23 protein-coding genes are annotated in these 24058 nt (G+C 42.3%); 8 read left to right on the top strand and 15 right to left on the bottom strand.

Going from position 1 to position 24058, the window contains the following annotated elements; genetic code table 11:
- Positions 1-222: 222 nt before the first annotated feature.
- Positions 223-708, bottom strand: coding sequence for a GNAT family N-acetyltransferase (locus IGK14_RS05750; protein WP_034858072.1), 486 nt, complete (start codon positions 706-708; stop codon positions 223-225).
- A gap of 168 nt (positions 709-876) precedes the next feature.
- Here IGK14_RS05750 and IGK14_RS05745 point away from each other — a divergent pair, with 168 nt between their 5' ends.
- On the top strand, positions 877-1140 hold the full coding sequence (locus tag IGK14_RS05745) for a hypothetical protein (RefSeq protein ID WP_123833853.1): 264 nt from the start codon (positions 877-879) through the stop codon (positions 1138-1140).
- A gap of 116 nt (positions 1141-1256) precedes the next feature.
- On the opposite strand, the gene IGK14_RS05740 is transcribed toward IGK14_RS05745, so the two are convergent.
- The 3 genes from IGK14_RS05740 to IGK14_RS05730 form a co-directional block, all read right to left on the bottom strand.
- Entirely contained in the window at positions 1257-1427 is a 171-nt protein-coding gene (locus IGK14_RS05740) for a hypothetical protein (RefSeq protein ID WP_005225698.1), read from the bottom strand.
- Positions 1428-1558: 131 nt separating this feature from the next.
- Positions 1559-2434 carry a cation diffusion facilitator family transporter gene (locus tag IGK14_RS05735; protein ID WP_142965726.1) on the bottom strand — a complete coding sequence of 292 codons (876 nt, stop codon included), beginning with the start codon at positions 2432-2434 and terminating at the stop codon, positions 1559-1561.
- Positions 2435-2634: 200 nt separating this feature from the next.
- The gene (locus IGK14_RS05730; RefSeq protein ID WP_005225695.1) at positions 2635-3660 is read right to left on the bottom strand and encodes an NAD(P)/FAD-dependent oxidoreductase; all 1026 of its coding nucleotides are present in this window, start codon (positions 3658-3660) and stop codon (positions 2635-2637) included.
- 266 nt (positions 3661-3926) lie between these two features.
- Between IGK14_RS05730 and IGK14_RS05725 the strand changes: the two genes are divergently transcribed.
- Both IGK14_RS05725 and mprF read left to right on the top strand, forming a co-directional pair.
- Complete coding sequence (locus IGK14_RS05725; RefSeq protein WP_005225694.1) at positions 3927-4652, top strand: alpha/beta fold hydrolase; 726 nt, start codon at positions 3927-3929, stop codon at positions 4650-4652.
- Positions 4653-4654: 2 nt separating this feature from the next.
- Positions 4655-7201, top strand: coding sequence for a bifunctional lysylphosphatidylglycerol flippase/synthetase MprF (mprF, locus tag IGK14_RS05720; protein ID WP_081116742.1), 2547 nt, complete (start codon positions 4655-4657; stop codon positions 7199-7201).
- A 66-nt stretch (positions 7202-7267) separates the two neighbouring features.
- On the opposite strand, the gene IGK14_RS05715 is transcribed toward mprF, so the two are convergent.
- Entirely contained in the window at positions 7268-8227 is a 960-nt protein-coding gene (locus IGK14_RS05715; protein ID WP_081116743.1) for an SPFH domain-containing protein, read from the bottom strand.
- Complete coding sequence (locus IGK14_RS05710) at positions 8224-8436, bottom strand: hypothetical protein (RefSeq protein ID WP_005225691.1); 213 nt, start codon at positions 8434-8436, stop codon at positions 8224-8226. Before IGK14_RS05710 ends, IGK14_RS05715 begins: the two co-directional genes overlap by 4 nt.
- Before the next feature lie 248 nt (positions 8437-8684).
- Between IGK14_RS05710 and IGK14_RS05705 the strand changes: the two genes are divergently transcribed.
- Positions 8685-9095 carry an organic hydroperoxide resistance protein gene (locus IGK14_RS05705; RefSeq protein ID WP_026008061.1) on the top strand — a complete coding sequence of 137 codons (411 nt, stop codon included), beginning with the start codon at positions 8685-8687 and terminating at the stop codon, positions 9093-9095.
- A gap of 58 nt (positions 9096-9153) precedes the next feature.
- Entirely contained in the window at positions 9154-9588 is a 435-nt protein-coding gene (locus tag IGK14_RS05700) for a MarR family winged helix-turn-helix transcriptional regulator (protein ID WP_081116744.1), read from the top strand.
- 75 nt (positions 9589-9663) lie between these two features.
- Here IGK14_RS05700 and IGK14_RS05695 read toward each other — a convergent pair whose 3' ends face one another.
- From IGK14_RS05695 to IGK14_RS05675, 5 genes are all read right to left on the bottom strand, one after another.
- Entirely contained in the window at positions 9664-10026 is a 363-nt protein-coding gene (locus tag IGK14_RS05695; protein ID WP_081116745.1) for a hypothetical protein, read from the bottom strand.
- 277 nt (positions 10027-10303) lie between these two features.
- Positions 10304-10672 carry a DUF7006 family protein gene (locus IGK14_RS05690; protein ID WP_015509452.1) on the bottom strand — a complete coding sequence of 123 codons (369 nt, stop codon included), beginning with the start codon at positions 10670-10672 and terminating at the stop codon, positions 10304-10306.
- 685 nt (positions 10673-11357) lie between these two features.
- Positions 11358-13517 (bottom strand): L-type lectin-domain containing protein, encoded by a 2160-nt coding sequence (locus tag IGK14_RS05685; protein WP_438711828.1) that lies wholly within the window; start codon positions 13515-13517, stop codon positions 11358-11360.
- Positions 13518-13562: 45 nt separating this feature from the next.
- The gene (locus IGK14_RS05680; RefSeq protein ID WP_438711827.1) at positions 13563-14594 is read right to left on the bottom strand and encodes a DUF916 and DUF3324 domain-containing protein; all 1032 of its coding nucleotides are present in this window, start codon (positions 14592-14594) and stop codon (positions 13563-13565) included.
- A gap of 16 nt (positions 14595-14610) precedes the next feature.
- A complete protein-coding gene (locus IGK14_RS05675; protein WP_118214972.1) occupies positions 14611-15279 on the bottom strand; it encodes a WxL domain-containing protein in 669 nt (222 codons plus the stop codon).
- A gap of 92 nt (positions 15280-15371) precedes the next feature.
- Here IGK14_RS05675 and IGK14_RS05670 point away from each other — a divergent pair, with 92 nt between their 5' ends.
- Positions 15372-16877 (top strand): helix-turn-helix domain-containing protein, encoded by a 1506-nt coding sequence (locus tag IGK14_RS05670; protein WP_118214973.1) that lies wholly within the window; start codon positions 15372-15374, stop codon positions 16875-16877.
- Between the two features lie 81 nt (positions 16878-16958).
- Here IGK14_RS05670 and IGK14_RS05665 read toward each other — a convergent pair whose 3' ends face one another.
- Positions 16959-17846: an SDR family oxidoreductase gene (locus tag IGK14_RS05665; protein WP_005225682.1), complete on the bottom strand. Its 888-nt coding sequence runs from the start codon at positions 17844-17846 to the stop codon at positions 16959-16961.
- Between the two features lie 572 nt (positions 17847-18418).
- Between IGK14_RS05665 and IGK14_RS05660 the strand changes: the two genes are divergently transcribed.
- Together IGK14_RS05660 and IGK14_RS05655 are read left to right on the top strand one after the other, a co-directional pair.
- On the top strand, positions 18419-18676 hold the full coding sequence (locus IGK14_RS05660) for a hypothetical protein (RefSeq protein ID WP_010747924.1): 258 nt from the start codon (positions 18419-18421) through the stop codon (positions 18674-18676).
- 365 nt (positions 18677-19041) lie between these two features.
- Entirely contained in the window at positions 19042-19227 is a 186-nt protein-coding gene (locus tag IGK14_RS05655) for a hypothetical protein (protein WP_010747923.1), read from the top strand.
- A 51-nt stretch (positions 19228-19278) separates the two neighbouring features.
- Here IGK14_RS05655 and IGK14_RS05650 read toward each other — a convergent pair whose 3' ends face one another.
- The 3 genes from IGK14_RS05650 to IGK14_RS05640 form a co-directional block, all read right to left on the bottom strand.
- Positions 19279-20748 (bottom strand): glycoside hydrolase family 1 protein, encoded by a 1470-nt coding sequence (locus tag IGK14_RS05650; RefSeq protein WP_438711824.1) that lies wholly within the window; start codon positions 20746-20748, stop codon positions 19279-19281.
- 91 nt (positions 20749-20839) lie between these two features.
- Entirely contained in the window at positions 20840-22741 is a 1902-nt protein-coding gene (locus IGK14_RS05645) for a beta-glucoside-specific PTS transporter subunit IIABC (protein WP_010747921.1), read from the bottom strand.
- A gap of 170 nt (positions 22742-22911) precedes the next feature.
- Complete coding sequence (locus IGK14_RS05640) at positions 22912-23754, bottom strand: PRD domain-containing protein (protein ID WP_005225677.1); 843 nt, start codon at positions 23752-23754, stop codon at positions 22912-22914.
- Positions 23755-24058 lie beyond the last annotated feature (304 nt).

Here is a 24058-nt window from a genome sequence, read left to right as displayed (position 1 = left end):
AATAGACGAAACTATTTTTAACAACTCAAAATAACATTTATTCATCGTAATTTTACACAATATCAAAACTTAAAAATTTATGTGTTGATAAGGGATTTTTGAATAGCTTGATACAAAAAAACCTATTGGCAATGTTTTCCAATAGGCACGATATTAAAATCAAAAATAGTATTCTTGATTCATTTAATGTTTTTTAGTTTTTCAAATGAATTTTCTACTTAATTATACTTTCTTCTCATAAATAAAATCATCCATCACAAATCCCGAACCAATCGTAACGGTGCGTTCAGAAACACGCGTAAAGCCGCGATGCTCATAAACAGCGATCGCTTGCTGGTTTTGTTTGTTGACGTTTAAATGCAGTGTTTTTCCTGAGGCGATCTCCTCATACCAATCAAAGACTTGGCTGGCATAGCCTTTGCCTCTAGTGGATTGATGGAGATACAATTTACTTAAATAAATCTGCTGCTGCGTTTCTTCATACGCTGTATATCCTACTGCTCGGTCTCCTTCTAATAACAAAAGATAGACTGCTCCTTGCTGGACTTCGTTTTGAATCGCTGCTGGTGATTGGTAATGAGCCAGCATATACGCGACTTGATCGGACCCAATGATAGGTGTAAACACTTCTGGCCAGATTTCTTTGATCAAACGATCCAACGTTTGGAAATCTTCAGGTGATTGAATGATTTTTTTTGTGATTGCCATAAGAACCCCTTCTTTCTGCTGCACGAAACAAAAAATCGTTTATAAATATCTCTATTATAAGGGATAAGGAAAAAAAAGAAAGGGCACGTGGAACAAAGACCCCAAAATGTCTCAAAAGATGGTAAACTAGAAGTGAAAAAATGGTGACGAAAAGGAGGTAGCAACACCATGCAGCTCTTGCAACTACTTTTACTGGCAATCATTTTTGTTTCGTTCTTCATGGCGTTGATTGGCTGGGTTTTATCGATGACCAATGGCTTGATCTTCTCTCGTTCTCCTCAGCAATTTAAAGCGCATGCCCATGATCCTAACTATGAAAAAGAACGACAAGCAGGCAAGCGCTTGAAAGAGATTATATTCCGACGCATTGTTCCTCTAGGAATAGCCTCTTTGTTCGTCTATGGGTTAATCGCACTATTAAACGTCCTTTAAAAGTTTTTAAAAAGACTCAAACAAATCAAAAAACAACCGGCATCTTTTCCTGTTGATCAATGCGCCTTTCGCTTTCGCTGAGAGGAACATCAATGCATAAGATGCCGGTTTGTTTTTTATTTGCTTACTGCTGCTTTAGAGGCTTGAACTTTTTTCAGTAAAGCGAAGAGGACTTGGCTATCATCAATAGCCGCAATATATTGTTGGCAAAGTGCCATCATTTCTGTTTCATCCATTTTATCTAAAGAAATAACTAACTCATTTTCTACTACCTGCTTATTATTCATAGGGCTCCCTACTTTCTTCCTTTGTTACCTCTAGTTTGCCATGAATGAGCAGGTTCCGTAAGAACTTTTCAGTTTACAAACAGGAAACGGGTGGTTTACATCCTTGTCCTATCAAGGTTTTTCCAGAAAATTTATTCGGTAGCAGGCTCGATGTGGATGTCAGTATCAAACACCTGAAAACGATCAGCTAAGAGATCTTCAATAGCATCTGCTACGTTATGACTCTTTTCAACCGTCAAAGATTTGTCCATCGTCACGACGACATCGAGAAAAACATTGGCGCCATACATTCTTCCTCGAATCGATTTGACAGATTTCACTTCAGAAAAACCAGCGATTGCCGCTTCATACTCCACGACTAACGATTCATCAAACCCATCAGAAAGTGAAAAGGCACTCTCACGAAAAATATCGACGGCGGTTTTGATAATCAAAAGAGCTACCACGATCGCAGTCAAACTGTCCAACCAACCGATACCAAATGATGCGGCAAAAATAGCGATCGCAGTTCCAATACTCGTCCACGCATCGCTGCGGTTGTCTTTCGCAGCTGCTAGCAGAGCGGAGCTTTTTACGCGAGCGGATAATCGCTTATTATAATAATACATGCCATACATCAAAATAGCTGAAATGATACCGACGACTGCCGCGATCATATCGGGACTTTGCGTTTCTCCGAGTAGAATCGTTTGAATGGAAGACCATAAGACCTGCAGACCGACTGCCAGCATAATCAAGGACGTTACGAGACTCGCCACGTTTTCTGCTTTCCAATGACCATATTTATGGTCTTCATCTGCTGGCTTTTGAGCCAAACGCAAACCAATCAAGACAGCGATCGACGCTACGATATCCGTCGCATTGTTCAACCCATCTGCCCATAGTCCTTCAGAGTTTGCCAAACGACCGATGACAAGTTTGGCGATCGAAACCAAAATGTAAGCAACGATACTTAAGATGGCGCCTCTTTCTGCTTGTTTTAATTCTGCGTATCTTGTTTGATTCATGTCATCCCCTCCAAATAGTCAACTTGAAAATAATAGCTGAAATTTTCACAGTTTGCATCATTTATTTGAGAGATTTTATTTTTTAGGAGCGGCAAACATTCACTTCTAGTGAAACGAATTTCTGTTCTGAGGACACCAAAAAAGCAGGACCCATAAGGGACTCCTGCTTTTTCTACTTTTTCTTTCACAAAGAAGCATGGCTACTCATTCACCAACAACTGGCGATTTCTTTCACTGAATTTCTCATTGTGGGATGAAACCATCGCCTGTGGGACACTGGTCGGCTCTAAATAGTGTTTGATTTGGTTGACTGCTTGCGCAGCATCTTGAAAGGCTCCCGCCAAAAGATTCACTTTGCCTTTGAAATAATGAATGTCGCCCGCCGCAAAAACACCAGGATGGCTAGTTTTTGTAGGAATCTCGCAATTGAGGTAAAAGTCTTCATGGCGTGCAAGATCAAAGGAGACTTTATCTAACAAGCCACTGTCACGGTCATACCCGTGTTGGATCAGTAGATGATCACATAAAAAATCGATCGTTTCATGGTTGGCACTGTTTTTTAGCCGTAGAACCATATTGAATGTTTCTGCTTGATTCACCCCATCGATGGTGTGATTCATCAGCACTTGAATCCCTTCTGCTTTCATCTTCTTTACTTGTGCTTCATGGGCTTTCAATTTTTCTCCTCGGTAACACAGGGTGACTTTGGCACCATAAGACACTGCTTCGATCGCATAATCCACTGCCGCATCACCGCCGCCAGAGATCACTAGATGCTTGCCTTGGATCGCTTGCTGGTCAGGAAACTGATAGTGGATATAGTTGTCGACATTATTATGGATGAAACATGGCAATTTTTGCGGAGAAACGACACCGCCGCCGATACAGACTAAAACGGTGCGTCCAACATGGGTCCTCCCTTGGTCATCCACTGCATAAAAAAGGTCGTCTTCCTTGGTCAATGAAATGATTTTCGTTTTCAGATAGATCGTTGGATCAAACAACTTGGCCTGTTCAATCAAGTGTTCTTTGACTTTCTTTCCCTTGGTGGGCGGCAATGCACCCACATCCCAGACCATTTTTTCAGGATAGAAATTGATCTTCCCGCCTAATTCGGCTTGTGCTTCAAACAATACGACCGATAGATCACGTAATCCAGCATAAAAACTCGCATAGAGTCCAGTGGGTCCTCCGCCGATAATCAGAACATCTGCTATAGTGGTCATTGGCTAGCCTCTCTTTCGTAAATGAAAATCATTCTCAATTAGTTAGTTCGATTATAGACAACGATCGTCCATTTGTAAAGAATTTTCTGAAAATAAATTAATTATGTTTACCAATTATTTTTCTTTACATTGTAAAGAAAAAAGCCTTTTCCTGAACTTCTGGTAAAAAAAAGATGAGCAGATTGTTATTTTTTCTCATTTTATCTAGTGATATATTTGTGATCGTCCCTGACTTCAAGGTATACTCTTAGAAAGTAGGTGAAAAAATGGAAGTTGAAAAATGTTACGCGCCCTTACCGGACGGGTCTGTCCTCTATTACGAGAAAACCGGTTCAGGACGCCCTCTTTTTTTATTGCACGGAAATGGCGGCAGCAGTGCCTATTTCTCAAAGCAGGTCGACGCCTTGCGTCAAAAACATCAACTGTATTTAATCGATAGTCGAGGGCATGGCAAATCCACTAATACGCAGAAGAAAATCGATTTTTTTAAAATGGCAACAGATCTTTTAGCAATTATTCAGCAAGAAAAGCTAACGAAAATCGCCTTACTAGGATTTAGCGATGGTGCCAATCTGGCGATGGTCTTTTGCCATCTCTACCCAGAGCATGTCAGCTGCATGATTTTAAACTCTGGCAACACGGAACCGCGAGGTGTGAGGCTCTTTTCTCGAATCGGCAGTGTCTTGCAATATCTGATCGTTTGGCTTTGTTCCCCATTCTCCAAAGGCATGCGGGGCTTTCTGCCTATTTTGGGATTGTTGTTTCGTCCAATCGGTTTATCTACAGCCGATTTGAATCACCTCAGTGTGCCGACATTGATTTTGGTCGGCAAACGTGATTCGATCAAGCTTTCCCATTCTTTTTATATTGCAAACAGTATCCCTCAGTCCAATTTTATCGTTGTCAAAGGACAAGGACATAGTTTTGCACGAAAGAATCCTGAAGTTTTTAACACGAAAGTATTATCTTTTTTAGAAAAGGTCGGTGAATAACTATGAGAATCTTTACTTGGCTCCGTGACCACCGCTCACTGTTTAAAACCCTCTTCTTAATTGCAGTCGCCGTGATCGTGTTCGGCGAGCTGCTTTCGTTAAGCAAGACGATTTCGATTGATCAACTAAAACAATTGTTTGCGCAGCTATCCCTTTGGCGAGTGGCTTTAATGGCTGTCATTGGCTTACTGTGTGTTTTTCCCATGGTCTTATATGATATCGTCTTGAATCGCTTACTAGGGGACAAACCTGAACGCCGCTATTTACTAGAAACCAGCTGGATCATCAATACCATGAACAATTTGATCGGCTTTGGCGGATTCATCAGTATCGGGTTAAGGTCGGAATTCTATGGCAAAGGAAAAAAAGGCAAAGACGTTGCCCAAGCAATATCGAAGATTTTTATCTACTTGATGTCTGGTCTTTCGATTTTATCGCTTGCAGCGCTGGCATTCGTCCTCTTCGGTCCCACGACCGATTATCTCCAACAGTATTGGATCTGGCTTTTAGGCGGCAGTCTTTATTTTCCAATCGTCTATGCGCTTAGTTTTTCCAAAAAAAATGCCTACTTAGGTGGGCTGCAACGACGTGATCGTCTGCAGCTGATCGCCGCTTCCTTATTGGAATGGCTAGGTGTTTTTGCCGCCTTCTTTACGACGGGTCTGTTGATGGGTCTCTCGGTCGATGTGTTTCAACTTTTGCCGCTTTTCATCGCTGCTTCCGTGATTGGGATCGTCTCGATGATTCCTGGCGAACTGGGAACCTTTGATGTCATGATGATTATGGGAATGGGTTCACTACAGATTCCCCGTGAAAGTGTCATTGCCTGGCTCTTGCTGTTCCGTCTGTTTTATTACATCATTCCCTTTTTGATCGGTTTGCTTTTTTTCTCAAAAAATGTCGGTGTCTCCCTCAACCAGCGCTTTTCTGGTATTCCAAAAAGCTTGTTGTTGGAAGTGTTCCACAAGATCGAAGTGTTGCTGCTTTATCTGACTGGAACGATGTTGGTGCTTTCCGCCACGATCCCAGAAGCCTTTGATCAAATCAAATGGTTAGCCCACCTCAATCCGATTCGCTTGAATTTTGTGATGCAGTACCCGAGTATCTTTCTCGGCTATCTCTTTTTGATCGCCGGTCGCGGCATCTCTGCCCGTGTCAGTCGCGCGTATATGCCGACGCTTTTGTTGATTGCAGCAACAATCGCCTATGCTATTTTTGCGGGTTTCCGCTTTTCGACCATGCTGTTTCTTCTATTATTACTGGCGATCATGATTTTTTCAAAAAGCGAGTTATTCCGAAAGCAACTGGTTTTCGCTTGGGAATGGCTAACGATCGATGGTTTGCTGATTGGTTCATTGACGATCCTCTATGTCATTATCGGGGTCTACAATATGCCCCATATCAATCGGCATCCGACGCATCACCATTCGATGGATTTTTTGCTTTTCCCTTCTGAAAAATTATGGCTCCAAGGCTTCGTTGCGATTTTATTCGTCGCCGTTGCGATGCTGCTGTTTGCACGCTACTTGATGGGACCAAAGCACCAACTCGGTGTCAGTGCCGCCACCGATAAAGTGAAGCATATTTTGAACACTTATGGCGGCAATAGCGATAGCCATCTTGTCTATTTAAAAGACAAGCAAGTGTACGTTTATCCAGAAATCGGCGAGCCGACGGTCTTTTTTCAATTTACGACCTTTAATAATAAATGCTTAGTCATGGGGGATCCTTCTGGGAAGCAAGCAGACTTTCCCCAGGCACTGGAAACCTTTTTAACAGAGATGGATCAGTGGAATTACTTGCCAGTCTTTTATGAAAGTAGTGAAGAAATGGTGATGCTACTGCATGAATTCGGGTATGACTTTATCAAATTCGGTGAGAAAGCCTATGTGGATCTGCCTAGCTTCACCCTCTCAGGAAAGAAAATGAAGGGACAGCGGGCATTGAACAACAAGATCACCAAAGAAGGCTTTACCTTTGATGTGCTCACTCCACCCTTTTCAGCCGAAACCTTTGCCACCCTTAAGGAAATTTCTGACAACTGGCTAGATGGACGGAAAGAAAAAGGGTTCTCCCTTGGATTCTTTTCAGAATCCTATCTGAGTACCGCACCAATTGCAGTCGTCCGTAATCAGCAACAAGAGATCGTCGCGTTTGCTTCCTTTATGCCAACCTATCAGACAGGCTTAGCTTCCATTGATCTGATGCGTCACGATCCTGAAAAAGCCCCGAACGGAACGATGGATTTCTTGTTTATTCAGCTGTTTGACTATTTTAAAGAACAAGGCTACCAACAATTCGATTTAGGTATGGCACCATTAGCCAATGTTGGTACTTTCCGCAGTAGTTTCTTACAAGAGCGGATCGCCTATCTCGTTTACACTTTCGGGTCTCGCTTCTATTCTTTTGAAGGATTGCGGGAGTACAAACAGAAATATGCCGCTTCTTGGTCCCCTCGCTACATCTTATATTCTCGGGACAGTTGGATCGGTTATGTCATGATTGCTCTGTTGATCGTCGATAATCAAGCGGCAGACAAAACGAAATAAAAAAGCTCAAATGCGCCGGTTTATTCTCGGAGCATTTGAGCTTTTTTCATTTGTTGCGCTTCAAAGTTATTCTACTGATTTAGATGGTGCGTTTTCCCAAAGTTGTTTGACGACTGGAATATTTCCTAGTTCCGTCATATTGGATGGCAGAATGACCGTGTTGGTATTGCTGTTGACCACGTCTTTAAAGGCTTCGATCCCTAGATAAGATAAGGAGCGCTCGTCTAGCTGGCTTTCTTTGATTGCTTCATTGATAGCTAAAATCCGTTTGCGTTCAGCTTCAGTGATTTTCGCGATTCGTTCCGCTTCTGCCTCAGCATCGATCCGTACACGTTTTGCCCGCGCCTCTGCATCGATTTGGGTTTGTTCTGCCCGAGCTTGCGCGTCGATCGTCATTTGCGAAGCTTTGGCTTCGGCACTTAAGACTGAAGAAGATTTCTCCCCTTGGGCTCTTGTGATCATGGATTCTTTGTCTCTTGAAGCTGTGATCAATTTATTCATTGATTCAATGATTTCTTGGGAAACTTTGATTTCCCCGATATTGATCCGGTCGATCGCTAACCCATAGCCAGCAGTGATGTCTTTGATTGAAGTAAATAGAGCCACGTTGATTTCTTCAGTTCCATTTAGAACCTCGTTCAGATCCATTTTCCCGATGATCCCCCGTAAGTTTGATTGGGCATCTTGAATCATTGAGATAACGGAGTTTTCATTTTCGTAAACAAAAGCACGAACATCAGTGACGTGGTATTTGATTGCTTCATCGATCTGCACGATTACGTTGTCTTTCGTAATTGCACTTTGCGGTTCGATCTCCAAAGGAATCTGTTTCAAGGACACTCTTTCTCTAACTGTATACAAAATCGGAACAAGAAAATGAAGACCTGGCTCCAACGTTCGAACATATTTCCCAAAACTTTCCACAACTTTGACTTCCCCTTGACGAACGATCACAGCAGTGCTTGCGATCAGCCAAATCAGAACCACTAATACGAAGATAACTAAAATAATTTGGATAATGATCATTGTAAAAACCCTCTTCCATTTTCAAATAATGTATTGTTAACACGGGTCAATAAGACACCGTTTTCAACCCCGATAATCTCTAACATGACATTTTCAGCAGGAATCCCTGCAATCACTCGATATTCTGTGTAGGTGCCATAAAGACGGATATAGCCTGAATAATGATCCGTCAGCGATCGAAAATAACGTCCAACCGCTCGTTGTTCCATGTAGTCTACGATGATTTTCCACCCTCTTTGCCTTCGTGCAGGTTATTTTTCGTTTCAATTGATTCGTTCATTCTATGACAAGTGTTACTAACTATAATAGCACGTTTCACCCAAGAGGACAGTATACATTTCATAATTCCCTCCTTTTTAGAAAAAAAAGACGAGCTGAAAACAAATCCCTTGCATTTGCCAAATAAATTGCATACAATCTAATTGTACAAAATATAAAAATCAGGAGTGAAGAAATAATGAAAAAAATGTATTCGACAAAAATGATCAACACTGGCGGCCGCTCAGGAGAAGTTCATAGTCCCGATCATTCATTTGAACTAAATATTACTGCACCTGGCAAACGTGTTGAAAATGCCACCAATCCAGAACAACTTTTTGCGGCTGGGTTTAGTGCTTGTTTCAATAGTGCCCTTGAATTAGTAAAAAGCAACAAAGGAATCGACGGTGCTTCGACTGTCAGTGCACAAGTGACGTTATACGCAGAAAGTGAATCAAGCTTTGTTTTAGGCGTTGAGATCGAAGGTCAAATCGAAGGTTTATCAACAGAGGAAACACAAGAATTGCTTGAAATCGCTCATACCGTATGTCCTTACTCAAAAGCTACAGCTGGCAACATTGAAGTGACTGTCAAAGCCGTTAGCGAGTAGACTTTCGTTGAAAAAACAGCTATGATAAGAGGCGGATGTTAGAAAAAGGGGTGAAAACATGAATGTCTTAGCGTTAGAAAACCAATTGTGTTTTCCTCTATACGCCGCTTCAAAAGAAATTATCAAACAGTACAAAAACTTACTGGACCCGTTGAATTTGACCTATACCCAATATTTAGTGATGTTGGTGTTATGGGAAGATGAAGCGATCAGTGTCAAAGAATTGGGGAAGCAATTATGTCTAGATTCTGGCACACTGACACCGGTTTTAAAAAAGCTTGAAGCAAAAGGATACCTAGTAAGAAATCGAAATCAAGACGATGAACGTTCCTTGCGGGTCACATTGACTGATTCAGGCAAAGGACTCCATGAACAAGCGCTAGAGATCCCCTGCAAAGTAACGGAATTCTTGCCCCTTGAACCGGAAGAACTGTCAGTCCTCCACGAATTGACGACCAAAATGGTCCAAAAATTTCAAGAACAAGAAAAATGATCCGCTGTTTTCACAGTGGATCATTTTTTTATCTTTTAAACCTTCACTAACAAACAGCGAAGAAAACGGGATGACCTACGAAGCTTTGGTTTTCAATTCGCCAATAACATTTCGCAACTGAGTTAATTGTTCTGGGTCTTCAATTTTTTTGATCGCAATTTTTACCAGTTCAAAAATTTGTTCCTCCGTCAAACCACTTTGCAAAATCTCCAATTCGGTGACGGCTGGTTGGAAACGACGAGCCAAAACTGACCCACTCATCTTGATACTTGCGATCTCAAGTATCCCTTTATTGACTAACTTACGAATCACTGACAATGACGTGTTGCGATTCAAGCCGAAGCGTTCACTAAATTCGGTACAGCATAGCGGCTCATCCACAGCCCAAAAACAAACTAAGACTTCCCACTCTTTTTTTGAAAAACTCAAGTAATTCATAACTGCTCCTTTCCATGCCAATCAGGCTGGTTCTTATTTTCTAATCAAAACAATCGCAGCTATTGACATAAGCTATCTATCCTCTTCATTTTACGATTGTTTTTTCTTTCACTAAAAGGATTATATACCAATAATAATCCATTTTATTCATAATTTCAAAATAATTTTTATTTTAATGATAAATAACACGTTTAATTCTCCTTCTTCTCCATAAAAAAAAAGCGACTAGATGCGCTAGTCGCTTTCTTTTCTATCAAGTGATCCTAAGAAGAACCGCTTATTGGATGTTGAAGATCAGGCTTTCGTGCTCTTTTTCTTTTAAGGAATAGCCACAAAACTCTTTATTCAAATTCGGATAATCGCGTTCGATCATCTGAATAACCTCGATTTCCGTCAAAAATTTGTCTTCTGACAATTGCAACGAGTTCAACAAGACAAAGCGTGAATCATAGCCTAAAATCTCTGGCATCAATTGCCAAAAATTTGAGTGATCAATTTGTTGGATCGTTTCTTCAAAGTTAGCAATCAATTGTTGTACATGATCATAGACTTTGGGATAATCAGATTTTAACAAATCCAACAGTGCTTGATCGACCACCTTATCCAAATAAGCCTTTGTGTCCGTATAGATTATTGAAGAAATCACTTATTTCATCAATCCTTTCATTCAAATGCCATATTCGACATCGTCAAGGATGGCTCCCTGTTCCTATATATAGCATACTATCGGTGATTTTCGTTCTCAGATTAAGGATAGAATCAAGAAAAAAAGGAGAAGTCGTTTTTTGATTCCTCAATCTTACTCCACAATAGCAAAATTTTGCTGAACTGATAAGCAAAGCGAATCAGCAACATCTGAAAATGAGAAATTTGTCAGATTTCCCTCCTTTTTTAGATAGATTGCCTCTCTTCTATACGAAAAATCAGCCGCCAAGGATCGCATCCTTTAGCGTGATCGATTTGAAACAAACAACCAGCAGCCCTTATTGCCCTTCACAAAAAACGGAGACAGCATAATCTCAGACAGAACCTTCAGCAACATGTATAATTAAAGTAGAGAAAGTCATCAAAAATAAACGAGACGAGGAGTGGAGCAAAGATGAAGAACCATTGTAAATGCGGCAAGAAGTTAACTGGCAATGAAAAAAGCTGTCCGGATTGTAAACACAAAAAACAGCAAACTTTAGATTCCTTGGAAAAATTCGTTAAATACGGCAGTTTTGCTTTAGCAGGCCTATCATTAGTTTTAAAAATTGCGAAAAGTCGACAAAGTTAGCAGTGATCGACTGAGAACTTTAATAAAAAAAAACGCCGTAATGGCGTTTTTTTTATTAGTCTACAATCATACTCTCCAACTGCCAATTGACCGTACCAGTATACGTCCCCGGTTGAATCAAATCAAAATCAGGAACAAATCGTAAATAGCAGTTGTATTCATTTAAAGCAAGGGTCAAATCAGCCTCGCCGTCGGGAAGCTGCTGAAAAAGGATCGTTTCTTCTTTCGTAACTGTTGCCACCAAGTGATCGTCGAGCGGATCATAGATCACGAATTGGACTTCTTCTGCCAACTGCTGCTGGTCTTGCAAGAAATCAGTCATTTGCCCACTAAGCTGCCAAGTCCCTTCACTGCTGTTGCTGATAGACAGCAGTGCCGAGGTTTGATCAAACGAAACAGGAAGATAGGCAAAGCCATCACTTCGGATCGATCGTGCGAGCTCATTTACATTGATTGTCGGTCCGTTGATCGACTCCGGCGCACTGAGAAATTGTACACTGCCTCGAAAATCAATGCCATAATAATGGGTTTCTGATTGATTTCCTTCTGCATCGATCACAAAAGCAGCAAGATAATAAGTGGTTCCCGGCTCCAGATTCGCGGTATCTCGTTCCAACGTGTATGTAAAGGGATCTGCCAATGTGGCACGCTCTATCTGAGCTGTTTCTAAGAAATCTGCCTCCGTCACCGTCTCTGCTTCCGTAAAAAAATCCGTAACATACAAGCGTGCTTGCGTTGAATTGCGGTCATCGATGGTAATCGGGGTAAAGCACAAACGGTTTTCCCGCACGATCTGCTGGGTTTCTTTCGCTTCTTCTAAGGTAGGCACACCCGTTGTCAGCGTGGGCGGAAACACACCGGTCATTGTGTAGGAATGCGTCTCAGGGCTGCCAGATACGAGACTCGATACAAAGGCATTCCCTTGGAAGGTCGTTTGCACAGGCACTGTTTGATTCAAGTTCTCATTGAGCGGCGCCCCCGTATAGGTAATCGAATAGTGGATAAGATAGTCATTCCCTTTGGCTAATGCAGGTAGGGTCGCGACCAACTCACCAGCTTCAACGCTAAAATCAATCGGCGTGCCGCCTTCTGGCATACCATTTACCATCAAATCAGGACCACCGAAATACACTGTCTCATCGACTAAAGAAAAGCCTTCTGGAAGAAACGAACGCAGCTTGATGCCTGCTTCCAACTCCGTTAAATCACTGGTGTCCTTATAAGAAAGATACGTGGCATAAGTAATTGTTTTTTGCGCATCAACGACTGGTGGTTGACTCAGAGCTGTCTCAGTATCTAGCAAAAGCTTGTTGGGGTCACGTTCAAATACGCCTGTACGCAATTCCATATCGACCAAGCCTTCGACATCAATGAATGCCACTGCTTTTTCTTGGACATTTCCACCATTAGCACCAGTAAAACCAAAATAAACTGGCGCATTGTTGGTCAAGTTCAAGTTCGTTTTGAACGTATCATCCACGGGTACCGTGACATCGACCCCAAAATCTGGGACAGAATAATGCAAGGTTTGATTGGGCTGATCGAAAGCAACGGTAAACGTATGCCACTGGCTATCGGAAATATCAGTGACCGCAACAGTATCAAGATGGTTGACGACTTTATACGACGGCAGCCAGCCTTCCGTCGTATAGGCGTCGTTTGAACCTGGAAAATTCCATGCGATATGATGACTATTGGGGGCATCACGATCTATGGCACCATGGAGACCCAGACTACCAGAATTGTAGTAAGTATCGAATTCGATGGCAAAGCTTTGCGGAATCGCTCCGGTATTCAGTGGGTCGGTTCCCCCTACATTCGACCAAACACCAATCGTTGGACCGGCTTGTTGAGCAAGTGCATTTAAGCCAATGCTTTGCATAACAAAAGCTAAGCCATCGCTATCAGCAGCTGCATTTTCAATGCAAAAAGCCATTTCTAAACGAAAAGATCGGGTAAAAGAAACCGCTTTGTTGAACCAAACGCCCCCACTAACATTTGATGTCACCCCATCATTTATCTGAACATAGTTATAGCCATCCGATCCTTGCGGAGAACGAGCTTGCCCCACCGTAGTGATCAAGGTCTCATCGATCGGCAACGTCGCAAAATCTGGCTCAACGACGGTCGCCTCAACAGATGCGTTTCCTGTATAGCATAAGGCGATACCTAACAAGAAGAAAAGTAAAAAACGTGTCGTAAGAAATTTTTTCATCGTCATCCTCCGCTTTGTTTGATCAAGTGCTTAAATGAAGTCTTCTCATTCCTGCTCTGTTGTTTCCTTTGATTTTTTTCGTCGCAAATACATCAGGAGCAATAGACTGGAAATAAGCAGGAGAATGACCACTGCAACAATATATACCCAACGGTTGCTGTGAAGAGAGCCTGATCCCACGATCGTTTTTCGATTGATCGATTCAGCTTCTGGGCGAGAAACAGTAACGCTATCCTCAAAAACCCACGTTCCACGTGGGGCACTCAGCTCGATTTGAATGTGATAGGTTCCTGGCTCTACAATTTCTTCATCAAACGCGCTATAAAGATCCAGTGTAGAGTTTGGGCCAAATTGAAAACTTTCCGCAGTAAATCCCCCCACAACCCTGTCACTGTCTTGCTCACGAATCACAGTCTTAACAGCAATCTTCCCAAAAGCAACTGGCTGATCATTTTCAATGCGGCTTTTTAGGGATGCGATGCCGTCTTTTTCTATCGCCTCACTTTCGATCAAGGAAAGTTCAGGATCAGGTAGCGGATCTAACTGCTGACGAAGGCGGACACCTTGGACGATTTTATAGGTTGACGTAAGACTTGTTTCCTCCGCCTCTTGCCCCTCCTTTTGTTCTTCTTCAAAAGAAAAGGCACCTAAGATTTCACCTGTAAAACGCTTGTCATTCATTGAAAGAGGAAATACCACTTGGCGTGTTTCCCCTGGTGCAAGCTGAATCATTTGATTTGGTTTCTTTATCAAGGTCGTGAAAGACACCCCGCCAAAATCCTCTGCTGTTTCGGCTGCCTGATAAGCGATGATCCCAGTAGCAGCTGTGTAACTATTCAGTGCGGATGCTTGTATCGTAAGGGTTTCCGAACTCGTGCTATGAAGGGCAACGGTCAAATTCTGTTCGGTCTCATGATTTACCAGTAAGTCGAAATAAGTGACGTCACTGACTTGATTTTGGGGAAGTTCAGGGGTTACAGTGAACCGTGTGGTCTGTGCATGACCGGTGACTTTCGTAACGCAACACAAACTGATAAAGAAACTAATGAGTACGAAGCACTTGATTTGTTTTTTCATTGTCGCCCTTTCTTTCCTACTCTGCTTGATACGTGTTCGCTAATGTCCAAGTGATCGTGCCGCTATAAGTGCCGCTGTTCACATTTTGCTTTGGTACGGTTAATGAAGCATTGGAAAAGTTAAAGTCATTGGTTGCTAAGCCAGTTGTGCCATTAGCAGAAGCGATCAATGTAGGTTCTGTTGCCCCTACCATCAATTCGGTGCCCGATACTAGCGCTGCATCGCCAGAAGCCGTTGTACCATTTAAAGTGACTTTGGCATTTGCCAGCTCGTTATCGCTAGCATTCGTCATTTTCGATAATTGCGCCGTCAACTGCCAGCCAGCTTGATTCGGCCCACGGTAATCTGTGATCGATGTCACTTCATTCGACGTTGTTTGAATCACTTGTTCATCGGTAGCGATCTCTTGGATACTGCTTGTACCGAAGTTAAAATTAGTCACCTGATCCAGTGACAAGATTCCTTGCTCGATCGTTAGCGTTGCTTGACTCGTCATTGAAGCCGTTGGATTCGCTTCTGCTGCAGCTGCCGCAGTCGGCGCCATTCCTAAACCCATTCCGACCAAACCTAACATTACTGCCTTTTTGTTCATTTTCATCTCTTCCTTCACTTTTTTTAATGAGAAACCGAGGTTAATCGAAAAAAACAGCCTTAAAAAATAATAATTTAATTGGTGTTTTTTCATTCTATTCTCATCTATCATAAGTATAATCCATCATGGTTATCATACGGTTCACAGATTTAGCGTAAAAAAAACGCCAAAAAGGAGAATCCCTTATGTATCGAGAATTCATTTCTCCCGCAGAAGAAAAGAAATTAGAGATTTTCAAAGTTGTCTGTAATTCCAATGGCGTGACATTGGTCCAACTGTCAGAAGTTTTGAACATCCCACAAAAAAGTCTGCAAAAATATATTTATTTTTTAAATGAAGATTTGCAGCTGCTCTCCCCTCACCTGCTTCTATCAAAAAATCATTACAATCAGTATTTTGTTGATCAAGCAGAGGACGATGAACCTTTCTATGCAAAATTGATGTATCATTATTTGCTCAACTCCACACAATATACCTTGATTCACTACTTGATTGGGCGCCCGCAAATGACCTTGACGCAATTATGTTTGGATTTGCATGTCAGCCAATCGCATATGTATCGGTTGATCAAGAAAATCAATCAACTATTGGAAAAGTTTCAAATCCAAATTCGAACAGACCTGAATAATCGCATCGTTCTTGCTGGAAAAGAGCTTGATATCCGTATTTTCACCTACAGTTTCTTGACCCAAAGTGCGCCTGCTGATTTGTGGCTATTGCCGAGCGTTTCCCATAAAAATGTCGAAGAGTTTACAGCGTTCTTTGCTGTTTCTCACTTTGATCCGTTAACGAAAAATAAACTCGCTGCATTTTGGCAAGCAGTGGTCAGCCGAACGATCCAGAAAAAATATTTGCCAGCGATTCCTGAAAAATACATGGGATTGATGAATTTTTATTGTTTTTTACCAGAGGAAATCCTCGAATCGCTTTTTTTGAGTGCCGATTATGCCTCAGAAAAGACGCTTCAGTCAGAATATCTTTACTTAAATTTCTTTTTGCATGTCTTTTTGCCAGGGGTGATTCCCCAAGAGAAGAATCAAGCGATCATCCAAGAGATCAAACATTCTGATACCGATCTTGTGCGTTTTTTCACCGCAATGATCAAAGATTGGCACGATACCTTTGCTCCAAGTCAAGAAGTCGCCGAATTTGAAAAATTATTAAGCAGCTGTCTGCTGGTCTTCAATCTATCAATCATTATCGGCATCGATCTTCTGGAAGTGTGGCAACTAGAACACCAACTGTTGACCGAAAACACTCCTTCGAATGACAAAACCTATGAAGCAATCTGCAAGCTTTTACTGACCCATGTTGAAAGGTATCCATTTGCTGACTTGGACAAAAAGTATTTTGAACAGACACAGTTGCCTTATCTTGCGCATCTCTTGTTTTTAGAAACACAGATGAATACGCCCCCGACCGTGTCGATCTATATTCAAACGACGATCCAATACCGCACGAAGCAAATGATCGAGACAAGGATCCGTTCGATTTATTCCAAAGCTTCAGTGACTTTTATTAACCAGATGGAAGCAGCCGATCTATTGATCACCGATAGTTATGAAGAAGTGATTTTTTCCGAAAAATTAGTCTTACTGTCTAACCTACAAGCCGAACAAGAGTGGGCAGCCGTTTTTGCAAAGATCAATCAACTGATGATGACCAAGATGTTTGCCAAACAAGGAAAGTAAGCTGCCGATTCCATTTCCATCCACAAAAAAAGCCCGAGCATCTTTGCTCGAGCTTTTTTCCTACAAGTTTATCCAGGGTTGTTAAGCGAAGAAGCTACCACCCGTTACACTGTACACTTGACCAGTTACATAGCTTGCTTCATCAGAGGCTAGGAAAACGTAGACTGGTGCTAATTCGACTGGTTGTCCAGCACGTTTCATCAATTCTTTTTGACCAAATTCTGGGATCGCAGATTGTGGTTGGCCACCAGAAATTTGAAGTGGCGTCCAGATTGGACCAGGCGCAACGGTATTGACCCGAATGCCTTTTTCACTTAATTGCGCAGCTAGCCCTTTACTAAAGGAAGTAATGGCACCTTTCGTGGCTGCATAGTCTAAAAGATGGGCGCTTGGTTCCGCACTTTGGATCGAAGTGGTCGTGATGATGCTTCCACCAGCTGGTAAGTAATCCAATGCTTCTTGGACTGTCCAATACATCGAGATGATATTCGTTGTAAAGGTGTCTTGAATTTGTTGCGTAGTCAACTCTTTGATGTCCTTCACCGCTTGTTGCATCCCAGCATTTAGAACCAACGTATCTAACCCGCCTAATTCTTTGGCTGCTTCATGAACCAATTGACGAGCGAAGGTTTCATCTTTCAAATCTCCTGGGATCAAGACGGCTTTGCGTCCAGCTTTTTCAATGACTGCTTTGACTTCTTGCGCGTCTTCTTCTTCAAAAGGAAGATAGTTGATTGCAACATCGGCGCCTTCTTTGGCAAAAGCGATCGCTGCTGCTCGACCAATACCAGAATCACCACCGGTCACTAATGCTTTGCGTCCAGCTAATTTGTCTGAACCTGAGTAGCTTTCTTCCCCGCAATCAGGTACTGGCTGCATCTTTCCTTGAATCGCCGGTGCTTCTTGCACCTGTTTTTCAAATTTGCCATCATAATACTTCGTTAACGGATTGTTGATTTTTTCTGACATGCTCGTTTCCTCCTTGATTATTTCTACATCTTATTTGTCATCGTTTGTTATGACCTTACTTAAAAGTGTAAAGGAAGACGGAGCGAATGAGAAACGAAACGCTCACCAGAAAAAAAGCATCTGTAAGAAAACAGATGCTTAGTAAAACGAAAATGATGCATGACTCAGTAGTGAAAACGCCCCCAGGTATCTCATCATTCTGCTGGGAAATCGTAATGAAATTTTTGTGTGCAGTGGTTGATTTTGCTACTTTTCTAGCAGTTCGAGGAGTGCCCGACGAAAGGCCTCCATCTCCTTTGCGGTCTGTAGAAAAACATCGGGATGACTGTGGTGGCTGTCGATCATCCAGTGTTTGGTGTCTGTAATATGTGCTGAAACTTTCTAAAGTAATAAAAAGCATACTCGTTTTCTAAAAAATAAGCTGTTTATTCGCGGTACTAAAAACATTAGCGTGCCTTCACATATCCTTCTGATTATTAACTATTTTTTTCACAACCAATGGATATGATTTTAAAAAATTGAATATTTACGTTATCCTTTTACTCAAATAAGAATGAATGAGGAGAGATAAAATGATCCAACTTGCTCGCTTGATCTTTTGGGTACCAGTCATCTTTTTTTCGTTAGGTTTGGTCTTCCTGACAAAACGACTGCCGCGTTTCACATGGGTTTCTCTAACGATCACTGTTTCTTTGATCCTCTTTGTTTGTAAAATCTTAGAATACTCCTATGTCATGCCAGATATGAAACTAACCGTTTATTTTATGGGTTTCCTGATTTCTGCTAGTCTGCTTGGGTATATTTTTTATTTGCGTAGTAGAAAACGTTGACTGCAGCTGCGCCTCACTCGCACCAAAACATCCTCTTAGTGAACACTCATTTGACTACAACAAAGACGAGCTATACCTACGAAACAGCTCCTTTCATCCCCTTCGTAAGGATTGCGGCTCATGATCCCCTTTCGAGGGGATTTTTTTATTATTCATCCTCACTCATTCTTATTCAGTCTGCTTTGATGAAAAAATCACTTTTCGCCGATCACGGCATACCAAGCCTTTCTCTCTGATTCCTTTCGTTGTGACACTTGCGATCCCCAAGAACACATTGCCTTCCTGAATAATTAAATATATAATAAAATTGTAAATTACCACATCGTAACAAAGAATCTTCAAACCTCTTGAAAGGAGCGTTTCCTATGAGCTGGCTGACCTTTGTCGTCCAACCACTGACCCTGCTATTTTTTCTCACGGTTTTTTCCCTTGTGTATTTAATGCCTGAATCCGTTGTGCCTAAGCCAAAAATGAAGAAGTGGGCGTTGACTGTTTCTTTGATTTATCTGGCATGGCAGCTGCTGATTCCCTTTTTCTTCTTTGTTCTCTAAACCCAGCAAAAAAAGCGGCGCTCACAAAAGAGAGCCGCTTTGTTTTAGTTTTTAATCCTGTAACAAACTACCGCCATTGGTGGCAATGACTTCTTTGTACCAGTAGAAACTATCTTTGCGGGAACGGTCAAAGCTGCCGTTTCCTTCATCATCCGCGTCTACATAGACAAAGCCGTAGCGTTTCGACATTTCTGACGTGGAAGCCGATACTAAGTCGGTACAACCCCAAGGCGTATAGCCCATCAATTCCACACCATCTTCGATCGCTTCATACATTTGTTCGATATGCGCCTTCAAATATTCGATGCGATAGCTGTCATGGATTGAACCATCTTCTTCCACTGTATCCAAGGCACCTAAGCCGTTTTCAACGATAAACAACGGTACTTGGTAGCGGTCGTACAAGTTATTCAAAGTCACACGCAAGCCGATTGGATCGATTTGCCACCCCCAGTCAGAAGCTTCCAAGTAAGGGTTTGATTCGCCTAAAGAAAAGTTGCCAGCAGTTGCTTCGCCGCCTTCTTCAGGATTGTGGCGGGCAATAGAACTCATGTAGTAAGAAAAGGACATGAAGTCGACAGGGTATTGCGCAAGAATGTCTAAATCGCCGTCTTCGAAGGTCACTTCGATGCCGTTTTCTTTAAAGAAGCGCTTCGTATATGCGGGATACTTCCCACGAACTTGAACATCAGAGAAGAAGAGATTCTCGTGGTCACGCTTGATTTCTTCCATCACATCTGCTGGATTTGGTGTAGCTGGGTAAGCTTGCATTCGTGCCAACATCATCCCTACTTTGATGTCAGGATTGATTTCGTGGGCAAATTTTGTTGCTAAACTAGAAGCCACAAATTGATGATGCACGGCTTGATACATGTCAGAAAGGTTTTGTGTGCCGTCTTCGGATAATAAGGCACCGCCAACATAGCCAGAGATCCCCATAATATTGATTTCATTGAAGGTCAACCAGTATTTGACTTTGTCTTTGTAGCGGGTCAACACGGTTTCTGCGTATTTGACGAACAAATCGATCACTTGGCGATTTTTCCAGCCGCCATAGTTCAACGCGATCCCGATAGGTGTTTCGTAGTGAGAGAGGGTCACTAAGGGTTCGATCCCGTATTTCGCACACTCATCAAACACATTGTCATAAAATTGCAAGCCCTCTTCATTTGGCTGAGCATCGTCACCATTTGGAAAAATTCTTGACCAAGCGATGGACAGACGGAAGGTTTTGAAGCCCATCTCTGCATACAAGGCGATATCTTCTTTGTAGCGATGGTAGAAGTCTGACCCCCAACGTTTTGGATACAAGCCTTCTTTGTCATTTAAGGCAAACAAAACTTTTTCCCGTGTCATTGGTGCAGCAAATTCTGCCATGTTTTTGCGGTCTTCTGGTTTGACAGCGACCGCTGTATCGGATGTCGCTGGACCACGTCCGCCTTCGTTCCATGCTCCTTCAAATTGGTTGGCTGCAGTGGCGCCGCCCCATAAAAAACCTTTTGGAAATTGTTTTTCTGTCATGATTAGCCTACTTTCTTTTTCTTTAATGATCGACACAGCAGATCAGCAAGAAAGCATTCTTACTGATCCTGCGACGTGCCGTTAAACGCATTTATTTTACGACTTCGATCAAATCATCCTGCGCTGTTACTTCTTTTGACTGTGTCGTTTGGATGTCACTGTAGTCGTTAGAGTTCGTGACGATGACTGGTGTCAGCAAGGAATAGCCTTCCGCACGAATCGCCTCTGTATCAAAAGAAATCAATTTTTGACCAGCTTTGACTTTGTCTCCTTGGTTGATGTAGGCAGTAAAGTGATTGCCTTCAAGTTCTACCGTATTCATGCCGATGTGGATCAATAGTTCTGTTCCATCTTCTGTCACTAAACCGATGGCATGTTTTGTTGGAAACAAGATTTTGACTTCTGCATCTGCTGGCGCAGTGATTTCACCGATCGCTGGTTCAACTGCGATCCCTTTTCCCATAGCACCTGAAGAAAAGACTTTGTCTTCCACATCTGCTAAAGCAACCACTTGACCAGTTACTGGGCTTTTGACTGTTTCATCTTTGACGCTGGCAGAAACAGTTTTTGCTTCTGGCGCTGGCGCTGCTGGTGTTGCTTGACCGTCGACTGGTGAATCAACAGTTGTATACAATGTTGGTACTTTCAACAACATCATGATGATAAATGACGCTACGATCGCAATCACTGTACCGATCGCCAAGTGGATCACACTATGGAAGCTGCCTGTTGCTGGATCGATATATGCAGGATACAAGAAGATCCCCATACCACCCATTGCATAACCAGTGACGTTAAAGATTGACAAGTAGATACCGACGAAACCTGAAACTAAACAAGAAACGATAAATGGTGTTTTCATTGGCAACGTGTACCCGTAGATCGCAGGTTCAGTCACACCGAAGATTGATGAGATCAAAGCTGGCATTGCGCCTTGTTTGACTTTTGGTTCTTTCGTTTTCAACCAAATCGCTGCTAACACACCCGTTTGCGTGAAACATGGTAGCACTGCTGCGGTCAAAATAATCGAAGAGCCGTTTTGCGCCATATCCATGATCGCCAATGGCACAAGACCCCAGTGAAGACCAAACATAACTAATACTTGCCATAATGCCCCTAAAGCAAAGCCGTAAATAATTGGGCTGAAATCGTACACCGCTTGGAAAGCAACACCGATCCAGCTAGAGGCTGTATTTGCGACTGGACCGACCACAAAGAAGGTCAACGGCACAGTGATCAAAATCGTTACAAACGGAACCACAAACATTTTGACTACGTCAGGTGTGACTTTGCGCATAAACTGTTCAATTTTTGAAGCGACAAAAATCGCTAAAATAATTGGCAATACGCTGTTGAAGTAGCCGCCTGCTGGCAAGGTCAAGGTTAGACCGAAGACTTTGCTCGCTTCAGCCACGCTTTCTGCTAAGCCAGGATAGACCATCGCCCCTGCGATCGCTAATGCTGTATAGGTATTCATCTTGAATTTCTTCGCTGCAGTGACGGCTAAGATCATTGGTAAGTATTGGAACAAACCATCGCCTAGAGTATTCATTACTACATAGATACCATTGGTCGCTTCCATCCCAGTTGCTGCCAGCAACGCCGTGATCCCTTTTAAGATACCAGCTGCCGCTAATGGGCCTAAGAACGGTTGGAACAGGCTTGAGATAACATCGATAAAGCGGTCAAACAAGCTGCCTTTTTGCCCGTCGCCTTCATCGATATCAAGACTGCCGCCATCGGCTAATCCGCCGACTTTCAACACTTCATCGTAAACATCTGGCACATGATTGCCGATAACGACTTGGTATTGTCCGCCTGCTTTGACGACGGTCACGACACCGTCACGTTTTTGCAAATAATCAGTGTCCGCTTTGCTTTCGTCTTTTAAGTGGAACCGTAAGCGAGTCACACAGTGTTTTACAGATGAGACATTTTCTTTGCCACCAACGTGGGCCAAAATGTCTTGCGCTAATTCAGTATATTTTGCCATTTTGATTGCTCCTTTTTTATTGGTCATTTAATAAAAATAAAAAGACCAGCCATTTCTACAATAAACAAGCATGAGAGATCCCCTAAAAAAAGAGTGACGGGTTTCCTCATCTAGTATTGTAAGAAAGTGCAGGTCTTGCCAGCCGAACTGTAACGAATCCATTTCCATTCTTAGGTTAATTTTGAGTGAGCGGCTAAGTTACCGATATGCAGAATCAAATACATCAATTCCATATCGTTGACATGCCAGCCCTTTTGTTCAAATAAGTATTCTTTGATCGAATCTGCGGTTTCTTTTTCTTTTGGATAGCTGCTGAAGGCCAAGGCAATCATTGGATTTGCCAATACTGGCTCTTCTTTTTCTTGACTTTGTCGAATTAAATAATAGCGAATGTGGGTCACGAACCGTTGGAAGTAAGAAGAATTCTCATCAAACTCGATGTTCATGCTGTACTTAACGATCCGTAAAATATTGTTCGTCAACTCGGTGTGCTCATAAGCACTTTGATTGGCGCTTTTTTCAATTTGCGCATTGACGAAATGCAAAGTGATAAACGCAGCTTCTTCTTGTGAAAAATCGGGATACAGCTCTTTGCGGATCAACTCGACCGCTTGGACACTGACCGCATATTCCTTGGCATAGATTTTCTTGATTTCCCAATGCATGGGATTGGTCAAAACAATTTCTTGCTTTTGGCGACTGATGGCAAACAAGATATGATCCATCAGTGTGAAATAAACATTTGGATTGAAATCGGTTCCAACACTATCCCGAAAAAGACGCACGATTTCATAAATGACGGCCATTTGTTTTTCGTCAGCCTTCGTCATGACTTTCGACATATGTTCCACTGTCAAATCATCTTCTGGATAGTATTTTTTTTCGATTCGCTCAGCTGGAATCGGGTCACCCGGTTTCGTTTGAAAGCCGATCCCTTTTCCCATTAGGATCACTTCAACTTCATCTTCTTTTGAAAGTACAACATTGTTGTTGATCCTCTTGATAATCTTCACGAACGATCCTCCTTGATCAGCATAGCCCGTAAAAACGTTGCATCCTTTGACGTCTATGCAGAAGGTCTTGTATTTTTTTCTTTCTCTGATGTGCCGTTAAGTGACGAGGTGATTGACTGCTCCAGACAGTGCTGCAGGCTATCGTCAAACCTAACTGGCAGTTCATTGCGTTTTACTTCTCCCCTCCTTTGCTGATCAATGACTGGACCTTACCTTGGAACCGGTTCTTTTTTTAGCTATTAGAAATAATGGAGCAAAAAAAGAAGACCAAAGCAAAAAAGTGTACAACCCAAGAAACTTTGGG

This window comes from Enterococcus sp. DIV0970a (assembly GCF_051711265.1).
GTDB lineage: Bacteria > Bacillota > Bacilli > Lactobacillales > Enterococcaceae > Enterococcus_D > Enterococcus_D casseliflavus.
This window is presented reverse-complemented; position numbering and strand designations above follow the sequence as displayed.

Coding starts and splice junctions, on each gene's coding strand:
- IGK14_RS05750 (WP_034858072.1), bottom strand. CDS start 708: ATGGCAATCACAAAAAAAATCATTCAATCACCTGAAGATTTCCAAACG.
- IGK14_RS05745 (WP_123833853.1), top strand. CDS start 877: ATGCAGCTCTTGCAACTACTTTTACTGGCAATCATTTTTGTTTCGTTC.
- IGK14_RS05740 (WP_005225698.1), bottom strand. CDS start 1,427: ATGAATAATAAGCAGGTAGTAGAAAATGAGTTAGTTATTTCTTTAGAT.
- IGK14_RS05735 (WP_142965726.1), bottom strand. CDS start 2,434: ATGAATCAAACAAGATACGCAGAATTAAAACAAGCAGAAAGAGGCGCC.
- IGK14_RS05730 (WP_005225695.1), bottom strand. CDS start 3,660: ATGACCACTATAGCAGATGTTCTGATTATCGGCGGAGGACCCACTGGA.
- IGK14_RS05725 (WP_005225694.1), top strand. CDS start 3,927: ATGGAAGTTGAAAAATGTTACGCGCCCTTACCGGACGGGTCTGTCCTC.
- mprF (WP_081116742.1), top strand. CDS start 4,655: ATGAGAATCTTTACTTGGCTCCGTGACCACCGCTCACTGTTTAAAACC.
- IGK14_RS05715 (WP_081116743.1), bottom strand. CDS start 8,227: ATGATCATTATCCAAATTATTTTAGTTATCTTCGTATTAGTGGTTCTG.
- IGK14_RS05710 (WP_005225691.1), bottom strand. CDS start 8,436: ATGGAACAACGAGCGGTTGGACGTTATTTTCGATCGCTGACGGATCAT.
- IGK14_RS05705 (WP_026008061.1), top strand. CDS start 8,685: ATGAAAAAAATGTATTCGACAAAAATGATCAACACTGGCGGCCGCTCA.
- IGK14_RS05700 (WP_081116744.1), top strand. CDS start 9,154: ATGAATGTCTTAGCGTTAGAAAACCAATTGTGTTTTCCTCTATACGCC.
- IGK14_RS05695 (WP_081116745.1), bottom strand. CDS start 10,026: ATGAATTACTTGAGTTTTTCAAAAAAAGAGTGGGAAGTCTTAGTTTGT.
- IGK14_RS05685 (WP_438711828.1), bottom strand. CDS start 13,517: ATGAAAAAATTTCTTACGACACGTTTTTTACTTTTCTTCTTGTTAGGT.
- IGK14_RS05680 (WP_438711827.1), bottom strand. CDS start 14,594: ATGAAAAAACAAATCAAGTGCTTCGTACTCATTAGTTTCTTTATCAGT.
- IGK14_RS05675 (WP_118214972.1), bottom strand. CDS start 15,279: ATGAAAAAACACCAATTAAATTATTATTTTTTAAGGCTGTTTTTTTCG.
- IGK14_RS05670 (WP_118214973.1), top strand. CDS start 15,372: ATGTATCGAGAATTCATTTCTCCCGCAGAAGAAAAGAAATTAGAGATT.
- IGK14_RS05665 (WP_005225682.1), bottom strand. CDS start 17,846: ATGTCAGAAAAAATCAACAATCCGTTAACGAAGTATTATGATGGCAAA.
- IGK14_RS05660 (WP_010747924.1), top strand. CDS start 18,419: ATGATCCAACTTGCTCGCTTGATCTTTTGGGTACCAGTCATCTTTTTT.
- IGK14_RS05655 (WP_010747923.1), top strand. CDS start 19,042: ATGAGCTGGCTGACCTTTGTCGTCCAACCACTGACCCTGCTATTTTTT.
- IGK14_RS05650 (WP_438711824.1), bottom strand. CDS start 20,748: ATGACAGAAAAACAATTTCCAAAAGGTTTTTTATGGGGCGGCGCCACT.
- IGK14_RS05645 (WP_010747921.1), bottom strand. CDS start 22,741: ATGGCAAAATATACTGAATTAGCGCAAGACATTTTGGCCCACGTTGGT.